The organism is Cupriavidus sp. 01T418 (assembly GCF_056398885.1).
The window spans coordinates 276,505-295,150 of sequence record NZ_JBFTQG010000003.1 but is presented as its reverse complement, the minus strand read 5'-3'; the positions used below and the strand labels follow the sequence as shown (position 1 = coordinate 295,150).

Sequence of the window (18,646 nt, the reverse complement as noted above, 5' to 3'; positions counted from 1 at the left end):
TCAGCAGCAGGTCGTCAATGTGCCAGCTGAGAGAGGAAACCTGCGCCTGGAGTTGGGTGCCGGTTCCGCCAATTGCGGGGGCCTGCTCACCTACCAGCATCTTCACCAGAAGCCAGGCGCTAATCTGGTCCTCAAACTCGAACCCAGCACCACTCGTTGACCGTAGGGTCGCGGGTGCTCGCTTCCTTCCGTCTAATTTTTTCGGCATCGCTGATTTCTTCGGTCAGGCCATCGCCATGCGAGACTAGTACCAATAAATCTCGCACGTGCGAACTGGGCGGTGTTCAGAGAAGTCTAGCTCAAGACGATCGCTCGTTCAGCGGCGGCTTGATGGCGAACGTCAACGGCCCCTGTCTCGGTTGCGGACTTCACGACGATCAAGAATCGGGGGCAAAGCCCCACCCTCAGGATCCTTGCCAACTTCCGCTTCGGGGCGGAGCGTGCTCTCGCTTGCTGGATGCCTAAAGGTCGAGTTAAGTGAACGGCAGCGCCATGGGAAGCGTCGAATTCGAGTCGATCTCTCAAACGGGATGCGGCTCACGCCGCTCTCCACTGTCGCCGACGATTCCCGGACCAGGCTCGTTAGCGGGCTCACCCAGCAGCGAGGCCGATCGCCGCGAGCTCGCACCAATGGCTTGTCGGTCATCGCGGCGCTGCCGTTCCCTTTATAGTTGCCCATCGGGCACGCCCGACCCCGAAGGATGAAGCGGGCTTTGGGCCACCGAATTGCGTTTGGACGGTAATAAGATGGTAGTCGGTGTCGGTAACAAGGTCGGCTTCTGATTGGTACCCCGAGCCCGTTTTATAGTTGGACCCGCAGCCCTGCGAGCACCCCGAATTGCGACCATGGGTGGTGACACCCCGGAGCGCGCCTAGTAGATTTCGACGACGAGGGCTACTGGCGATGCCATCCGCCACCTGCTCAAACGCCTCGCGGACCTCGGGTGCCACGTCGATCCCATCGCTCATGCTGTCTAACGCTTCTTAGTAGTTGTCCATCGGGCGCGCCAGACCCCGATGGATGAAACGGCGGGGACCAAGAGGCACTTCGTGACAGCGTTTCCTAGTAGGGCAGAACCGTTTCTTCGCGAACGCCGGGCGCATGCATGGGCTTGGGATGCTCAGAAGCATCCGTGAGCTATTTCGAGACCGAAGTCCTGGCCCATATGTTCCCGGACGTTCTCGATCTGCTGACCCGCATGTCGATCTGTAATCCCGTCAGCGGGCCGCTCTGCGCCGCACTGCTCGGCGATCCGCACGCCGTAGCGAAAACTCTGGCGCGGCTCGGCCGGCTGGATGCCGGCGATCTGTTCATCACGCAGATCAACGACAGCGAGCACGAGACCTTGTTCAAGCTCCACCCGCTAATGCGCGAGGCCCTGCTCGCGCGCCTTAAATCCGAACATCCCGAACCTCAAATGAAAACCTATTCTCGGATATTGGAATTCCATTCCGCTCGTATTTGGCCGGACCACACGAGACATTAATGCGAGTGCGGTTTGCCTTCGCAGCCTCTTGCGCTACAAATAAGCCCACCCCCATTCCATCACCATCAATTGCTTGACCATAAACACCGCGCACCCCGCGCTCAAAAATGATTTCGCGCTCTCCATCACGGATGGCAGGGCCGACCGAAACAACCTCAATAAAAGTGTGATCTGCTTTATCAACAAATCGAATTGTAATCGAATCATCTATTGAATACTTGACAGCATTGTTTATCAAAACAAGCGGTATTATTTTAAATGATTCGAAAACATTAAATTTTCTGAATGATCCGCCCTCCATGGCTATCTTCTTTCTAAATCCGCCATTCTTGCTGATCGCCAGTAATCGCGTTAGTTTGTCTACTAACTTGTAAGGCTCGATTGTATGCAAGTCCCCCAGGCTAGCGCTTGCTGGGTTAAAAAATATAGCCAGCATGTCGAAACTATCGACCAGTAGATCTGCTGCTTTGAAAATCGTCCTTTCAGCCGGGCTTGCAGCATCAAATTTTAAATCAAATGACGCCCCTGGCTTTCCAATTATAAGGGATTCAGCAGCATTGCGAATCTCCTGCGCTAGCTTTGGGGTCTCATGGAGTGGGTGCAACGCCTCACTTATTTTCTTCGCCTCTTTTTTGGATAAGAAGTTAAACAACGCTCTCAGCTTCTCCATCCACTCAGAAAATTGTTGTGTAGTGCATGTCCTGCCCTTTAAGTCATCTTTGTATTTATATTGAATGTATTTTGAGAGTGCCTCTTTGCCATCTCTACCCAATACGCCATATACGACTATTGAGAATTTATCAATCTTTGACTCGTAAAACGTAAACCCATATGGACATTTTTTCCCCAAGATCGTTCCGTGACCTTGCATGCAGACCCGTTGCTCGCAATCATTTGTACATGCGAGTGGTTCGGCTACCAACGCGTCATAGACTTTAGAGTGGCTAGCCGTCGGCCAGGGAAGGTGGAGAGCGCCCGTTGCAAGAATCTCATCGAACATCGTAGTACCTCGCAAAGCGCTGAAAGGTCTGCATCAATTGTTCAATTCTTGCTTGTCGCGCGCTGTCAGAAATATAACCAGCCGGAAGATTCCGCCCCCCTGCAAGAAGGGTCTTGATTATTTTTTTGGAAGTTTTTGCCTTCTTGGCCCCATCCTCCGGAAGATTGTTAACCTCTGATTCGATCAACGAAGCAACCCCAACTGGAGTAGCCCGCATGACAAGAAGAGACTCCAAGCATTGCGAGAAATCCGCTTCCTTGATTGGTTTTTTTATATTTTTGTCGGCCAGTCGGAAAAAATCAATTACCGTCGGATCCCATTTCTTTGCGGAGGCTGCAATAATTAGTGGGGATGGCGAATGAGATTTTATAATCTTCAGCAATTCCAGCCCACCCGCAACCTTGTCTTCCGCAACGACCCCGGAAATATCAAGCACCACTAAATCAAGACGTTGTAATTTCGCGGCATCAGCGAGCGAGACGCTCGTAAGCACATCAATGTTATAACCAAGGTTTCTCGAAAACTGTATAGGGAAGTGCTCAGGTTGATCGTCAACTATTGCAATTGAAATTGATGCTTTTGATGCGGGATTGAGCTTTTTCCCACCGGGGCCATATCGTTCTTCGGACCACGCGGTCAGACCTGACCACTTCATTTTTCCGGAGAAATATGAATATATGCTTATGGGAATGCCGAATAAAGTCAAAAATCCTGTGATTATTCCAAAAGCGTTTGCGAGAGCGGATTGCCCCGCAAAAAAATCCCATATTGCCTGTATCATTATTCGTATATTTTGTTGGCCACACAATAAAAACCGGTCGACCCACCGGTGCAATCCGCCCCTACGGGGCTTAGTGAAACCGCCCTTCACTTCGCGACTCCGCTCTGCGCTCAGACGAGGCTAGATCGTAGCATTGTGACGTCACAGGAACAAACCGAGGTGCGGATACCGAAGGAACAATGTGAGTGCATCATGAGTCACTATACGGCCACCTCAATAAGGCTGCCTGCGAAAGCAATGCTTGCATTTTCACGCGACTGCGCTAGAATCACGACCTCGCGTGCGGCTGTAGCTCAGTTGGATAGAGTACTTGGCTACGAACCAAGGGGTCGTGGGTTCGAATCCTGCCAGCCGCACCACCAATTAAAAGGGCTTCCAGAAATGGACGCCCTTTTTCGTTGCGTCGGCATAATCGTCCGCGGGCCGGCCGTGCCCGTGGCAAATCGAGGCGCTTTGCCTATCGTAGGCAGCAGGGCGCACGAAGCGTGCCGCTAGCGTCGCCTTCACCACGGTAAAATGCGCAGTCTCACTTGGATCTTACCCATACCGTGCCGCAAGAAATTCACGACCTTAAACAGGCTGCCCTGCCTGGCTTCTGCCCGATTACAGAAGCCGTCTACGGTTTGGCGCATGGTGCCGGCACGGAGCAGCGCGGCGCGGTCTTCACACGGCGAGAGGTTGTTGACTTTATCCTTGATCTGGCTGGCTACACTCCGACGAGAGCTCTCTACAAACTAAAGTTGCTTGAGCCTTCGTTTGGTGAGGGTGATTTTCTAATGCCGGCGATTGATCGGCTGCTCTTCGCACGAAAGAAGGCTTTGGCCGCAGGCAAGCAAGTTGGAAGCCTAGCAAACTGCATACGGGCTATAGAGGTTCACCAAAACACCTTCAATAACGTTTGGAACCGAGTAATTGAGCGCCTCAGGCGAGATGCATTCTCGGAGAGCGAAGCAACTGAACTGGCAAACGCTTGGCTCATTCACGGTGATTTTCTCCTTGCTGAGTTGCCTGGGGATTTTGATTTTGTTGTCGGAAATCCACCCTATGTCCGTCAGGAGCTAATCCCCGCTGCACTCCTTCAGGAGTATCGCAGGCGCTTCTCCACGCTCTACGATCGTGCGGATCTCTACATACCCTTTATCGAGCGCTCGCTAAATTTGCTCGGCAAAAACGGACAGTTGAGTTTTATTTGTGCGGATCGTTGGATGAAGAATCGCTATGGCGGGCCACTCCGTCGCTTAGTTTCCAAAGAGTTTCATCTGAAAGCCTATGTGGATATGGTGGACACGCCTGCGTTCCTTTCAGAGGTGATCGCCTATCCCGCAATCACCTTGATCGCCAGGGGTTCACATGGAGCCACGCGCGTGGCCGAACGGCCAAAGATTGAGGCAAAGGCATTAACGGAGCTGGCGAAGGCGCTGACTGACTCCAGATCATCGCCCTTGGTTCGCGAACTTATTAATGTTGCTTTAGGCGACGAACCGTGGGTTTTGCATGGCGTCGAACAGACGGACTTAATCCGCCGCATCGAAGCCGCCTTCCCGACACTTGAGGAAGCGGGGTGTAAGGTGGGCATTGGGGTCGCGACAGGGGCTGATAAGGCTTATATCGGACAGCTTGATCAGCTTGACGTCGAGCCAGACCGAAAAATTCCGCTGGCAATGACTCGTGACATCCTTTCCGGTCATGTCGCGTGGCGAGGATATGGTGTCATTAATCCATTCACCGATGAAGGCCCGCTGGTTGATCTCGCAGAATACCCCAAGCTTAGGCGATACCTCGAAGCCCGCAGACAAGAAATCGAAGGGCGACATGTCGCGAGAAAGGCTCCGGGGAAATGGTATCGCACGATCGATCGCATCACGCCTTCCATTGCGAAGCGACAAAAACTTCTTATCCCCGACATCAAGGGCGAAGCCCAAGTGGTCTTCGAAGAGGGCAAGCTCTACCCTCACCACAACCTTTACTACGTTGTATCGGATGCATGGGAGCTCAGGGCCTTGCAAGCGGTGTTGCTGTCCAACCTTACGCGGTTCTTCGTCGCTGCATATTCGACTAAGATGCGCGGGGGCTTCCTCCGGTTTCAGGCGCAGTATTTGCGTCGAATCCGTCTGCCTCGCTGGGAGAGCGTGTCAGTGCCTCTCCGTGAGAAGCTTGCCCGAGCGGCCATTGGGCTTGATATCAACGCCTGCAACGAAGCAGTTGGGGAGCTCTACTCACTCACGAAGGAAGAGCGGGCAGTGCTTGCAGGGAAATAGAATAATCAAAGGGAATCATGGCTCTGGATTTGGTCGGCTACGAAATAAAGGCACGAGACGCGGTTAAGGCGTTTTGGGGCAACCGAGATAAAGCAAGACAAAAACAGATCGAGGCGGGGAAGATCGATCAGGGTGAGCGGTCGGGCGTAACGGGTGGGAAGAATCTCGACGGCTTTATCTCATTGATCCTCGATCTGGTTGAGGCCAACGGCCTAAGTCATGCTGATATCCATCAGAGTCGCGCACTTGTCACGCTACCGGGATTCTTCCGCCCCACCAAGCTATGGGATTTGCTCGTAATTCACAGGGGGCATTTGGTAGCAGCCATCGAGCTCAAGAGTCAAGTAGGTCCCTCCTTTGGCAACAACTTCAACAACCGGACAGAAGAGGCGATCGGTACCGCCCACGATCTTTGGACCGCCTATCGTGAAAAGGCATTTGGCGAGCAATCCAGGCCTTTTGTTGGCTGGCTTATGGTCGTTGAGGATGCTCCAGGCTCACGCTCCCCCGTTCGAGACTCGTCACCGCACTTCCCCATTTTCCCGGAATTTCGAGGCGCTTCCTATCTGCAGCGCTACGATATTCTCTGCCAAAAACTTGCTCTGGAGCAGCTATACACGGCTGCTTCTGTAATCACATCGTCGCGGGATGGAGCGAATACTGGCGCTTATTCGGAGCTGTCGGAAATGACTGGTCTCAAGACGTTCGTGCGGTCTTTCGCCGCACACATTGCTGCAGAGGCGTCGCGATAAGCGATGCGCTCTGCCGGACAATCCGACTGGTAGCAAACTACGTGAGGCAACAGGTCAGCACGGGTTGCAGTTCTAACAGTTAGCCGTATTTCCTTCCACGCCTTGAAGGACAACGACATCGGGCGATACCAGCGCCTTCGTTCGCGACGTCGATCGCGATGCTTCGAGACGCGACGCAGGGAATTGCACGCGTTGGAACTGTTGATGCGCTTCTTGCGTGATCGAGGAGGGTGTCCTGCCGCTCAAGCGCGCGCTATTGCCGCTGACGACGTTGCCGAGGAGTTCGCGCAGTCCTTACAGCGCGATCATGGGTTGGCCGTTGTGACCGTCGAGACCTACGCAAGGATGGCGCGCAAATTCCTGGTATGGCGGTTCAGCGGGCGGCCTCAAACAATTCTTGCTGAATGTCGCTTTGGCGGGGAAGAGACGACGGGACAACTGCGGGCCGAGGTCCCTTCCCGACCCACTTCGGCCCTTCGACGGGCGTTAAGCCGACGGCAGCTTCCGAGGGACAACGGCCATTCGCTGACCCGCGTCGGACGGCGCGTGATCGGCCATTGAAGACGCTCGCGGATCGCTGGCAGCGGTCGACCAGCAGCGTATCTTGGGCGTCTGTTTCCAAGATTGCTGAGGGATCCGTTCCGACGCCTCACGGATCTTCGGCTAGTGACCGATCAAAGGGCGTTCATGACCCAAAGGCAACAATTCCCTGCGGTCTATTCGCATCAAAGCCCATCGTTGGCGGCTACTCCGAGAGCTACTCTTCGATGCACTCAAATCCTCCATTGCAAAAGTCATCGCTTTCAGCGAGTCCCCAGTACAATGCCGCCCGCCATGAATTGAGATTGTCGCGCTGGCGACTGCGAGCAATGAGGCGCAGCTCGTCGCGGAGAACCTCTACTCCGCCGGCAAAGTTCCGACGGAACGTGTCTTTGCTCTCAACCAGTTCCACTGCCGTGTGGGAACTGTACAACTGGCCAAGTTGAAGCAAGTCGAAATGGTGCTGAGCGCGCTGTACCTTCTCGGCCGGGAAACCCGGCACACCCACGATTGCGAAGGCTACGGAAACAGACTGGTCGACGTCTACTGTGGCATGGAGGATCCGACGCGAGCCCCAATTATCGAAATAAGGATGAAACGTCTGCTCAGCGTGTGCCGTGGCCGCGTGAGCCAGTTTGGACTTGTTGCAGTCAGAGCAGCTCGGGACGAGATTCGCTGGGAATACCGCTAGTTCTGGATAGTCAGAACGGGGAAGATAATGATCGAGGGTCTTTACGTCCCGTTCGGCACACAGAGGGCAGCGCTTAAACTTTGAGCTAGCCTTAATGCGATCGTATAGATCTCGCTCATTCCCTTTCACAAGCGCGCGATCATAAACGCCGGAGAGCTGCTCGCTGGTTATCCCAACTGGAACTTCGGCCTCCATTTGAAATAGCTCGCCGGAGTCAGCTAGTTCGAGATACTCCGCGGCTCTCTCACCGACGCGTACGCTTACGCCAAGCAACGCCCTTCGAAGAAGAATGTCTCGAGTTCGCGACGCAGCCCTGCGGAATACGGCTTCAGCGTCATCATCTGGGCAGGGAATGCTGATCACGCGTCACTCTCCCGCCAAAGCGCTCGGACGAGCGCACGCCCTTCGGCCCCAAGGTTTCCGCCAAACTTTTCGAGCGCCTGATTCACCGTATCCGATCGCCTGACAGCTTGTGCTATTAGCGCGTGATAGCCGCTCTCTGTGAGTTCAACCCGAAATATTGCCCGCGTAAGTAGCCCAACATTCTCTGCGAAGGTTTCAATCTCGGGGCGCTCAACCTCGACGTTGTCACCTGACCGGAATAACAACGACACACAGGTGTGCGGCACTTCTTGGACGATCACCGGAGAGTGGGTGGCTAGGATCGCGACACCGTTGCGATGAACAAGTAAATCGGACAAAGCACGAATAAACGAGGCCGCAAGAGGCGGATGAAGGTGAGCTTCTGGCTCATCGATAAGAACGAGCGTTCTTTCACTGACGAGCTCTACCAGTCGCGTCATTGTCAACAGCACAATCTTGTGACCAGAGCTAGCGGCATCAAAAAGCGCGGTAGCTTCGGGCTCAAAATCCTCTTGCGGAAGGTCTGCTAGTCTCTCAAGCTGCAATGCGGCGAAGCCGGGATCATTTTCGAGGACACGCATGGCGGCACGCCAGCGCGGCTTGCGGGAACTACGGAGGCACTTCAGCGTACTTGAAACGAAATCCTTGCGGAGATCGGCGGGAGTTTTGTTACGGGACTCGACGCTGCCGCTCTTCAAACGAATGTTCTTTCGTAGACCAATGTACGTATACTGAATTCCCGTTTTAGTGCCTTCATTTAGCCGCGGTGATTCAAAATCGTCGAAGGCACTGAAAGCCACCGCTATAAGATTTGCAAAGCCATCTTCACCGCTGGTTTCATTATCTTCCGAGAAGAAGGTGAGTAGCCCGAGCTGGCGCCGTTTTCCATCTCGCAGAAGTGTGCTGATGTTACGGAGGAGTCGCGTTTTGCCTACCCCATTGCGCCCGATGATAACGTGAATATTGGTCGGCGGAACGGCATTCGGCGTTACCTCAACTTCGATACGCGCATTCTCACTGTTCGGAAAACAATATTCGAAGTGGAATGGCGTCAAGGTGGCCTGTTCGTGTATAACAGCGCGAAATTTCTTCAGTTCCCGATCGGTTACCGACCGTCGAAGCGATGTCTCGAATGCGCCCTCGTCGCTGAATGCAGAAAATCGCTCTTCATCCCAAATTGCGTCTCTAAGAGCCGTCAGTATCTCTATCCGCACAGTCTCTTTGAAGCTGACGAGGTTCTCGTAATATTCTTGGTCTTGGCCTAGCGACGCATAGTCTTCGCCGAGGATTTCGAATGCACTATCGATTCCTGTGTAGCTGCGGGACATACCCCTTCGCATGATCTTCAAACTGCCCACATCATGCCTGGTGCCCGCTCCGTCAAAATAGACAAGTGCGAATGTGGTCTTGTACGAGTAATCGTCCCAATTGTTTGTGATTAAAAAGCATTCATCTGCACCGGCCATATTTCCGGTATCCGATGAGCGAGAATGTGGGATTACAGTAAAATTCAAAACGGACTCTCCTCAATCTACTGGATTTCGGCGCGCCATTGACGATCCTTGTGCAACTGTTCCGTCCGAATCCTGATTTACCTGTAATAGATTTCTAATCCTTGTGTCAATCAAATCCTTTACGAAAAGCGCGAAGTCTTTTGTTATTTGGAAATAGCTATTCCCAAAGTTGATCGCGTCCTGAAGATTATCGCCGCCGTTCGTGGTGATCGGTACGCCTGGATAACACTTCTTGAAGTGTTCGGTCACATCTCCATAGAAGATTGGATCCTCGAACCACGTTGCGCCGAACATTGGCGCCAGATTATTCGCTGTCATGTAGTATTTCCAGCGCTTGTGATGCGAGTTCTGTGCTTGCTCCCGAGCGGTACGCATGGACGCGCCGCTGGAGCAGGTGTAGTAGGTAAGAAAGCACTTGCCACCTACCGCCACTTCGACCAGCATATCGCCCGGGTATATGCCTTTGGGCTCTCTCGCGAAGCTTAGTTCGGGATGCGGGTCGTCCCGTGGCTCCCGGTTTTCGGGGAGAATCGGCTCATCCTTGTAGCCYGATACTTTCACGAAATATCGCGCATCTGGTTTGAGCACGATGTCGGTATTATGAGTGCTCGGTGCGCAGTTTTTTGCGAGGATATCAGGCAACCCCATGTCGATGTCGTCATCTTTCGTTCGGGTGGGCGCAGCAGCGCCCACAACGGAGCAAAGGATACTGACCTGTTGCTCGGTGATGTGCACGAAATCGATGTTGCGATCGACGGCGAGGCGGAGATCACGTAGGATCGCCTTATCCGTTATAACTATGCCCGTTTCAGAATTGTTCTGAAGGCCACCATGGGTCAGATTGCCAGACGTCACGACGCCTACTACGGGATTTTCCTTATCTCCGAAGATATAGACTTTAGAGTGCAGTGATTGGTCGATGTGGATGACAGGCCACCGACCTGTCTGTTCCTGCACGAGTCTGCCGAAGCTCTGCATGGAGAATGGTTTGGTCAGCAGATCGTTCCCGCGCGGTGTGCAACACGTCACTAGGTCTACACGCTTTTTCGACAAGTCGATGCCAGAAAAAAGGGCATTGAACTCCATGAAGAGGAAGGGTGAAACCAGATATGTGTAGTCAAACCTTTGAAGCAGCGCTCTTATCAACTGGAAATGGTTGTTGACGGTGATATCAAAATTGCCTTCTGACGTGGTAATCGAGAGCCTGAGCTCCCCCCGATTGCTAACCACATGCATGCCGCCCCCGTATGTGCTGTGTTTGGTCCGCCGATGATACACCGGCGACAATACCCGTCCAAACGGTCAGATCGCGAGTCCTGAGAGAACAGATCAGCGCAGATGAGTGAATCAAATATTGCACGGCGACGTCCTTGCCGCTAGGAGCGTGTGCTGTCCAAGGGTTCTGCTGGACTACTTGTACGTTTCATACTGCTGGATATCCACATAGACGAAGTCGTCGTCAAGAAACTGCAGTTCCTCGACTGCAACGGGGTTCGCGCTTTTGTCGACGGATACGAGCATCGAGAATCGTACGTCGAAGTTCACGTCGGTCTCTCCGCTGACCTCTCGCCACGGTATTGCGACCTTGTCGTCCGAGTCCCAACTCGCCGTGTCCCAGTCGGGATGTGTATATGACACCTTTGCGGTCACAGTAGCGGTGTCGACCGCGAGGATACTTCCGCTGTCTTTCGTCCAACGGAAAGTTATCAAGTCCGCAAGTTGAACCTGCGTCACAGACGCCTCGTCGATCTCCGCCTCGGGAACATCGGCAACTTCAAGACCCCAATTAGATAGTTCCGCGTCAAAAAGGCCGACGACTTCTTCCTCGTGGTCGTCCAGAAACTGCTGAATCTCAGGGGCTTCGACTTCCAGTCCAAGTAACTTAAACAGTTCCGGCAAGGACTTTACCAATGTGATCTGCGGTTCGTCCTTGACTGGGCCGGCGAAGTCGCCGTCGGCCGACACGATAATCAGAGGCACGTCTTTCGTTGCCAAGACACGCAACCGTTCGAAGATAAATGCATCCGGGAATTGGTGTTTCTTGCCTTCCCCGGCAAAGAATCCAGTGCCTCCTGAATACGCTTCAAATACAGTAGATGGTCGGACTTCGTCGATCGACAGTGTCGTTGCGCCCAGTCTGGCGAACACGCGTTTCGTGCCGGTATCGAACTTCTCGGCGATCTTCCTTTTAAGGGTAGCCTTGTCAATGTGCGGCAGTTTCGTTCCTAAGGCGTCGCCAAGGATGTCGCGATAGTGATGGCGTGCGTAATCCTTCACGACCTCCTAATCGGTCTCGGTGTGCTTCTTCACCACCTCGGTCACGGTTAAATCCGTCGTAACGACCGCGATGATGCCCACATCGACGAGATCAATCAGCCGTTTGATTGTCGGGCCGCCTGGAGGCTTGCCCGTTTGAATCACTATATTAGCGTCGAGGAATACCTGACGAGGTCGCATTTTGGTCATTCGTTGTAGGCGGACTTAAACGAAGCAGTGAAGGCCTCTCCTGCCAGCTTCCTGCCTGTTATGCAAATCGGTACCTAATACTAGCACTGGCAGGTGGCCACTAGTTGATCGACGGTTGAGCGGGGTAATTCGCCGCTCTTTAACCAACCGTTCCAGACTGAAGCGCAGCTTTGTGGTAGCAGCGTTTTCCAGTCTGGTGACGACGATTGGACGGCCGCTCTGGACCACTCATGTGGTCCGATTGGGGCTCGTAGCACCGCTCGGAACCGGACATCTCAGAGGGCCATAACGGGGATCGCGCGAACGTCCGCGTCGGCCGATGACCCGCCGAATCGAGTCCTTGCCCGAATGTCCGGTACCTAAGCGGAGCTGACGTTCGAATGTCCACTGGAGAGCGAGGTCGAAGGTCCGTAGATGGCCGGCAGTCGCCCTGCGTGAGCCAGGTCGTCATCGGCTCTTCCCGACCCATTTCGGTCTTTCACTGGGACGCTGGTTCAACGGCAGATATCTGGTGCAGAGCGGTCGCCAAACAAAACTGCAGGATCCGCAGATCAACCATTGCTGACCTCCCGGGTCAATTCTGCGTGGACATCAACAGACAGATGGTCTTCCGAGCTTCGGAGTAAGGAAGAAGGGGCTCTCCAAGCGCCTTAAAGTCAGGTTGAAGTGCGTCAGGGAGGCGGCTCGTGCCTTGCAACCGCGGCTTCCCAGGCAAGCGCCCAACGCAACCCTGTGATCTCGCGACCCGCTCCGCGGTAGACGCCGCGCAACAGCCCCTCCATAGCAACGAGCCATTGCCCTGGTTTGGACGACCGCAACCGACTCAGAATGTCGCGGCGTAGTCCAGCCCGACAATCACGTCGGCGGCGTTCGTGAAGTCCACTCCCGGGTTCGCTGCCTTGCGGATTTGGACAGTGAACGCCTGTGAGAGGTCGATCCCCGAAAGCGCATTTAGCGGCGAGGGGGGCGACGTCGACAGCGCATCGGTGATCGGCGGCGCATTCGAGTAGGTCGCACCGTTGGCGAGCGTGACCTTGATCGACTTCGCCGGACTGGTCGTCTTGACGACCGCGTTTACCGCCGCACCGTCCGGGGCGCCCGCGAGCACAACGAAGATGTTGGTGAGCTTGCGCGTCTTCTCGAGCATCGGCAGATCTAGCTTCGAGACGTCGAACACAAAATCCGCACTGCTTTTCTTCTGGAGGTCGCTTAGCGCCGAGGGCTGGAGTCGACTGGCGGAGAGCATCAGCGTCTTTTCGGCCGTAGTCAGAGGCGATCCGGTCGCCTGCTGGTACAGGGGCGCCGAGAAACGCGCCGTCAGGCTGAAGGTCAGTTGCACGTCGGCAACGCCGTTGACGCCGGTCGGATTAGCCGCGGGGGGAAGCTCGATCGACCACACCGAATCGAACCCGCCCCCTTCAAACTGCATGAGCGTAGCGCCGGGCAGCCCGAAGAGGTTCATGTCGAGCGTGGAGATATCGAACTCGCTGATCGGCAGCGCGTCGGCGGGCCTGAGGGACGGCGCGAGCGCGCCGTCAGGGCCGCTGATCTGCGAAACTCCGGGATTGRCGAGCACTCCACGGATCGGAGCCCCGGCCGCCATGCGCACGACGCGCGGCGTCACCGCCCGAATCCGGAATCCGTACATTCCCGGGTAGGACGTCTGCAGAACGAGATCGCTGGTCTTGAACTGGCAGGCGCCAGTTTGCTTAAGAGCGGCGAGCGCAATCGGAAAGTCTCGCACCAGCGAGAAAGTCACCTTCAGGGGCACCATCTCCTGCAGTCCGGCGAGATGCTGCGCCTCAAGACTCGCGAGATCGAGCTGCAATTCATCCGCTCCGCCTGCGCCTTCATACCGGGCGCGGTAATAGTCGAAGCCGATGATGTTGACCGGCGCGCCCTGTTCGTAAGCGAGCGCTCGCTCGGCGAGCCAGCCTGCTCGGGCGCCGAAATCGAGGTAGCGGCGCATGGCGCGCTCAAACAGGGCCGCCATGTACGACCAGAACTCGATGTTGAGGTACCGCTCCTCCGCGTAGGCGAGCAGGCTTTGCGCGAGGCTCGCGTCTGCCTCCGCGATTTGTTGCTGAAGCCCTGCGATCGTCACCTGTTGGTTGGCGATGTCCAGTTGCGCGTTCGCTGCGACGAGATTCTGGTGTTGCAGCGTCTGAAGCTGCTGTTGCCGTTGATTGGCGGCGTCTGCCATGCTCGAGAGCGTGATGTAGCTTGCGGTGAAGGCTGCGCCGTAAACGCCGAGCACGGAAAGGCCGCCGGCGACCGCGGGCGACATGTCGACGCTCACGCTGTCCAGTCCTAGCGCGCCGGACAGGTTGAGGGTCGAGGAGGTGCTCGACGCGCTTGAGCCGAGCTCTGCAGCGTCCTTCGCGCCCTTGGCGAGGTCGCCGATCCCTTTCACGAAATCGCCGACCTGTCCGAAAAAGCTGTCGTGGTCGTCGATGTCCTTCTGCGCTTTCTTGATCTGGTCGTTGACCTGGGCGATGAGCACGTTGGCCTGCTTGATCTGGTCGTTGGCGATGGCGAGCTGCGCCGAGGCGATCTGCGATTGAAGCTGAGCGCGCTTCAGCATCGCGGCGTTCTTCATGGTGTCGATGGTCGCCTGCTCGATCTGCGCCATCGCGTTGAGGAAATCCGTTTCGGCCGACTTGGCGTCGGCGGCGAAAGCGTTGGCGCCTGCGATGAGCGTCGCGTAGCGCTGGCTCGGTACAATGTCGTCGGGATAGCCGAAGAAATTGAGGCCCGCCTCGATCTGGGCGAACCCCAACGCCGCCCGGCCCAGTTGGGAAGCTTTCGCAGGGTTGAAAGGCAATTTGCCCCATGTCGGATTGATCGGCGGGGTGTCTCCATGGAGAAAAGTGACGCCCTTGTAGAGTTCGCGCGCCCGCGCGACGTCGGAGGGATCGTTGGCTCTGTAGACGGAATCCGCCCAGGCCAGCATCGCCGCGCCCATCTGCAGCCTATAATAGGCCCGCTCGACCGGATGCAGACCGGACGGAACGAGCGCGTACAGCGTCGGATAGGGGTCGTAACCGGTGAAATCCGGAGAATCGTCGTCGCCGAAGTTCGGGTAGTAGTCAAGCGGAGAGCTCTCGACCGTGTAGGGCAAGTTCCCCCCGGCATAGAGGAGGTATCGCGCATTGAAGGATGAAACGCCCTTCCACCCGCTGTCGGGCGGGGCGCCCGCGCCAATCAGCGTCCACGCCGAGCGACCGAGGTAGCGGACAGCCTGCACGTATTGCCCGAGCGCCAGCATCGTCTGGGCGATCAGCGTCGGCAGCGCGAAATAATAGAGGTACACAAGCGCGCAGGACAGCTTGATCGTGTAAAAGCCGAAGAAGTCCTGGATCTGGTAGTCGTTCGGATTCGCGTCGTACTCGAGGTTTCCGATCTGCCACATGGTCAGAATGCCCGGGTCGCCCTTGATCGAATTCACCGGGCGATACAAGTCGTCCATTGACGCGACCGCCTTGCCGCGTCGTGCGTTGAACGCGGCCACCACTGTGTTCTGATCCAAGACCTTGTTGAAGAGTAGCGAGCCTAGCGCGGGCCAAAGCGCGTTCAAGGCATCGAGCGCGGCGCGAAACTCGTTCTGCTCTATAAGGGTCAGGGCATGCACATAGCCGTCGTGCAGCGTCAACGCGTCGAGGAAGAACTGGGCTTGCGCCTGGACTGCGCCGGCCGAGCCCGCCAATCCCTTCAGACGCGTCCGCCCCTCGTCGTCGAACGTCATGTCGAAGACGTTCTGGATCTGGACGTAATTCTCGTACGGGACCGGCTGCTGCTGCAGCACCCATTCATCATATTCCAGAAAGAACGGCGCCTTGCCGGCGAGGACGTCAGGGACGATCGGCTGGCCGAGGACGTCCGGGTCGGTGTGCGCCGGGTCGGGACCGCTCTGGAAACTGTCGCGGAAGAAGCCCTGGAGCGTATGGATGTTCTCCCACACGGCGCTCGACATGGCCGGGCCGTCGGGCCGCTCGAAGTCCGTCCGGTAGCGAAGCGAAAGTTCGCCCGCCGAGACGCCGGTGAGGCCGATCAGCGTGTCGAGATAGGCGCGCGCGGTTGCCGTCCCGCGCGGCGGGATTTTGGTGGCCGGCACGCCGAAGCCGAAGGTTGAGCCCGACGCTGTGGTCAGAATCTCGGTCAAAATAGGGATCAGCAGTTCGTTGGGCGGCGCCTGGCTGATGTCGGTCGTCGTGAAATCCTGGTGAAAGCGGTTGCGCAACTGCTGTTCGGCCTGCGCCTCGGTGAGCATGTCCGGCTGAACGTAGACGACCGTCGTGATCGTGTTTGTCCATTGGCTGCGAAGGTAGTCGCGGTAGCCGATGTCGTTGTTGCGCCGGAAGATCGGCCGTCGCCAAGCGCCGCCAGCGTATTCGACTATCCCGGAGGCGGGATCCTGGCGGAAGCGGCTCGGGTCGATTTGCCAGTCGACTGCGGAGAGAGCCGGAAAGGYGGCGAGCTTGCGGGAGACGTTATCGAGGGCGGCTTGCGCGGCCCCTGTCCGGCCTGCGCGGCCGAGTTCGTGCCGATAGGCGTCCAGTCCGCCCGGCGCGGCGAGTTCGCGCCAGGCCGGCAAGGGCTTGATTCTCCGCAAGGCCTTTTCCGGATTGAGAAAAGCCGCCTCGAGCTCGGCAATGGCGTTCTGCCGCTCCTCGACCGGCCAGCCCTTGAACAGAGAGGCCCTGCCGGCAGACCCTGACAGTTCCCGGACGAGCGCGTTCACTTGAGTGAGTCCCGCCGACTTCGCGCGCGCGCCGATCTCCGCCCATTTTGCGGCGCTAATCCGCTTTTCCGGGATCGGAACGAGGAGTTCCAGCGCCGTCTGGTTCGCAGGTGGCCCTTCGAAGGCCCTTTCGATGAGCGGGCGTTTGCCCTGCTTGTCGGTGACGGCGATCGCCCACTTGACTCCGGCGAAGTTCGTGAGAAGGCAAAGCCGCTCCGCAACGGCAAGACCCGGAAGCCAGGCGGCCGTGAAGGCGCCGCCGTCGTCGGACGTCGCAGATCCAAGGAGCGTACACGAGGCTTCGCCTGCGGGCTTTGACGGCTGGTCAAGATAGTAGACGTTGACGGAAAGCCCCGCAATCGGATCGCGGATCGCGGGAGCGCGCATTGAAGAGCGTGCCGGACAGCCGAGGCTCTGTCGAAGGCGAAGTTTTCCTCGATGATGGTGCAGCCGCTGGCTTCCTCATGACTTGCGCTCCATTTTGAAAGTGAACACTCCACCGGCTAAAGCCAGGGGCTTCGGTATCGCCGATCTGTTTCCCGGGAGCGTCGGCGAGGTCCATCCATTTTTTTTAAAGCCAGTGCCTCCCTGGCGCGGTGGCGACGGGGGGAATATCTGGACCACCAGCTAGCACGCCAGGGGGAACGCACCGAATCGGTTGGCTGGGAGTGAGTGGCATTCTTACCTCCAAGTGGTAAGTGCGCGATTAAAGGTCAGGTCACGACTGTCGCCTCGGTACACCGGGAGGAAATTTTCATCCAGTCCGGAAGCCTAGTCTGCAGTTCCCGCTGAAAGGCACACGCATGTTCCTTGTCGAGAGCGGCCATGGGCGCGCCAACCTGTGTTGCGAACCAAAAGCCACCTGCAAGAGCATCGCGCTACCGGACAAATCAGCCGATACACCGTCCGCGTACGCGCTTAGTAAGTGATTTGCCGAGTTTTGCGCTGCAGAAGCTACGCATTAGAGCCGGGCTGAGTGAGTGTAGGTCATTGTCGGGCAGGTGCAAAATCTGGTCTTTAGTAGCCGTCAATTGTTTGAGATCGGAATTCTCGCGCTTACGAAAGAGCACCCGGTCCCCGTGCCTAGTCAAAAACTGGGTGAGCCGCTCGCCGAGGCCTTTGCTGACGCCGTCGCCGCCTCAGTAGCATTTAAATGTTTCTTAAATCTGATTTAATAATGTTGCAGCACTGAAACTGTGGGTGTAATCCCTCTGGATGATACCGGTTTGAGGAACAGTTACCTAGATTCGAACTCGCATACCGAATGCTTTGACCGCTAAAAAAATTTCTCGGTGCGCCGGATTTGTCCACGCGGATCTTTTACTCTACCGGGATAGAGTCATGCCATCTCGCTTCCGGTAGGTCTTGCCATTTTGCGGTATCGCTGCTTGGATTGTTGGCCTTGGGCATTGTGCGCGAGTCCATCTGCCGAACGGTTTATCTATGAGTTCAAAGACGTGATGCCACAGTCTCGGGCACAAGACGTCATTCAATAACGACGAAAGCTTCGTTATTGTGAGGGCACTCGGGGCTAGCCAAGGTCTACGCGACCCATGTATTTGACATCTACGATCAGCGCGCAAAGAGGATTCATGAGCCTGAGAATTCATAAGCGGAGTGATCCGCAACCTGATCCGACCAAGGACTATCTCGAAAGGCTGGTGAAGCTGATTCCCGGCGAGGTAGTAGCACTCTACATGGCCGGGAAGCAGGTGATTCTTGGATCGGTTCCACCGTCCCGCACTGGTCCCCTACACCCTGAGGACAAGCCACTCTGGCTCGCGTGGACGGCGTTCTGTCTAGTCGCGATCATCCTTGTACGGGCTTATGCAACCCGAACGCCTGACAAGCCAACACAGTGGACTGCGGTCCTGCTTGCCGCCTTCTCGTATCTCGTCTGGGTCTACTCGATGGGGGATGTCTTCACGTACTGGGCCGTTTGGGATTCGCGGTTAGCCTCCCTAGTTATGCTCGGTTGGACGTTTCTGGTGCCTCTCATCTACAAGGGGGACTAGGCGGCGCTTCATCAGCATCAAGGCATTGATCGCGCTTA

At 56.2% G+C, this 18,646-nt stretch carries 12 protein-coding genes and 1 tRNA gene; 5 read left to right on the top strand and 8 right to left on the bottom strand.

The window, feature by feature from the left end; all coding sequences use genetic code 11:
- Positions 1–1,106 precede the first annotated feature (1,106 nt).
- Positions 1,107–1,487, top strand: a complete 381-nt coding sequence (locus AC1DQ3_RS05505) for a winged helix-turn-helix domain-containing protein (RefSeq protein ID WP_477119163.1) — start codon at positions 1,107–1,109, stop codon at positions 1,485–1,487.
- Here the strand turns inward: AC1DQ3_RS05505 and AC1DQ3_RS05500 are convergent.
- Positions 1,393–2,487: an ATP-binding protein gene (locus tag AC1DQ3_RS05500; RefSeq protein WP_477119162.1), complete on the bottom strand. Its 1,095-nt coding sequence runs from the start codon at positions 2,485–2,487 to the stop codon at positions 1,393–1,395. The genes AC1DQ3_RS05505 and AC1DQ3_RS05500 overlap by 95 nt on opposite strands.
- Positions 2,477–3,268, bottom strand: coding sequence for a response regulator (locus AC1DQ3_RS05495; RefSeq protein WP_477119161.1), 792 nt, complete (start codon positions 3,266–3,268; stop codon positions 2,477–2,479). The genes AC1DQ3_RS05500 and AC1DQ3_RS05495 overlap by 11 nt, the downstream gene beginning before the upstream one ends.
- Positions 3,269–3,550: 282 nt before the next feature.
- Here AC1DQ3_RS05495 and AC1DQ3_RS05490 point away from each other — a divergent pair.
- From AC1DQ3_RS05490 to AC1DQ3_RS05480, 3 genes are all read left to right on the top strand, one after another.
- Positions 3,551–3,627 (top strand) — tRNA-Arg (locus tag AC1DQ3_RS05490).
- Between the two features lie 171 nt (positions 3,628–3,798).
- Positions 3,799–5,526 (top strand): Eco57I restriction-modification methylase domain-containing protein, encoded by a 1,728-nt coding sequence (locus AC1DQ3_RS05485; RefSeq protein ID WP_477119160.1) that lies wholly within the window; start codon positions 3,799–3,801, stop codon positions 5,524–5,526.
- A gap of 17 nt (positions 5,527–5,543) precedes the next feature.
- Positions 5,544–6,278: a PaeR7I family type II restriction endonuclease gene (locus tag AC1DQ3_RS05480; RefSeq protein ID WP_477119159.1), complete on the top strand. Its 735-nt coding sequence runs from the start codon at positions 5,544–5,546 to the stop codon at positions 6,276–6,278.
- Positions 6,279–7,035: 757 nt separating this feature from the next.
- On the opposite strand, the gene AC1DQ3_RS05475 is transcribed toward AC1DQ3_RS05480, so the two are convergent.
- From AC1DQ3_RS05475 to AC1DQ3_RS05450, 6 genes are all read right to left on the bottom strand, one after another.
- Positions 7,036–7,872 carry an HNH endonuclease gene (locus AC1DQ3_RS05475; RefSeq protein WP_477119158.1) on the bottom strand — a complete coding sequence of 279 codons (837 nt, stop codon included), beginning with the start codon at positions 7,870–7,872 and terminating at the stop codon, positions 7,036–7,038.
- The gene (locus AC1DQ3_RS05470; RefSeq protein ID WP_477119157.1) at positions 7,869–9,386 is read right to left on the bottom strand and encodes an ATP-dependent nuclease; all 1,518 of its coding nucleotides are present in this window, start codon (positions 9,384–9,386) and stop codon (positions 7,869–7,871) included. Before AC1DQ3_RS05470 ends, AC1DQ3_RS05475 begins: the two co-directional genes overlap by 4 nt.
- Positions 9,387–9,398: 12 nt before the next feature.
- Positions 9,399–10,622, bottom strand: a complete 1,224-nt coding sequence (locus AC1DQ3_RS05465) for a phospholipase D-like domain-containing protein (RefSeq protein ID WP_477119156.1) — start codon at positions 10,620–10,622, stop codon at positions 9,399–9,401.
- 174 nt (positions 10,623–10,796) lie between these two features.
- Positions 10,797–11,663, bottom strand: a complete 867-nt coding sequence (locus tag AC1DQ3_RS05460) for a PIN domain-containing protein (RefSeq protein ID WP_477119155.1) — start codon at positions 11,661–11,663, stop codon at positions 10,797–10,799.
- Positions 11,664–11,669: 6 nt separating this feature from the next.
- Positions 11,670–11,843, bottom strand: coding sequence for a hypothetical protein (locus AC1DQ3_RS05455; RefSeq protein WP_477119154.1), 174 nt, complete (start codon positions 11,841–11,843; stop codon positions 11,670–11,672).
- Between the two features lie 832 nt (positions 11,844–12,675).
- Positions 12,676–16,980: a Tc toxin subunit A-related protein gene (locus tag AC1DQ3_RS05450; RefSeq protein WP_477119153.1), complete on the bottom strand. Its 4,305-nt coding sequence runs from the start codon at positions 16,978–16,980 to the stop codon at positions 12,676–12,678.
- A 1,205-nt stretch (positions 16,981–18,185) separates the two neighbouring features.
- Here AC1DQ3_RS05450 and AC1DQ3_RS05445 point away from each other — a divergent pair.
- Positions 18,186–18,608, top strand: coding sequence for a hypothetical protein (locus AC1DQ3_RS05445; protein WP_477119152.1), 423 nt, complete (start codon positions 18,186–18,188; stop codon positions 18,606–18,608).
- Positions 18,609–18,646: the final 38 nt, after the last annotated feature.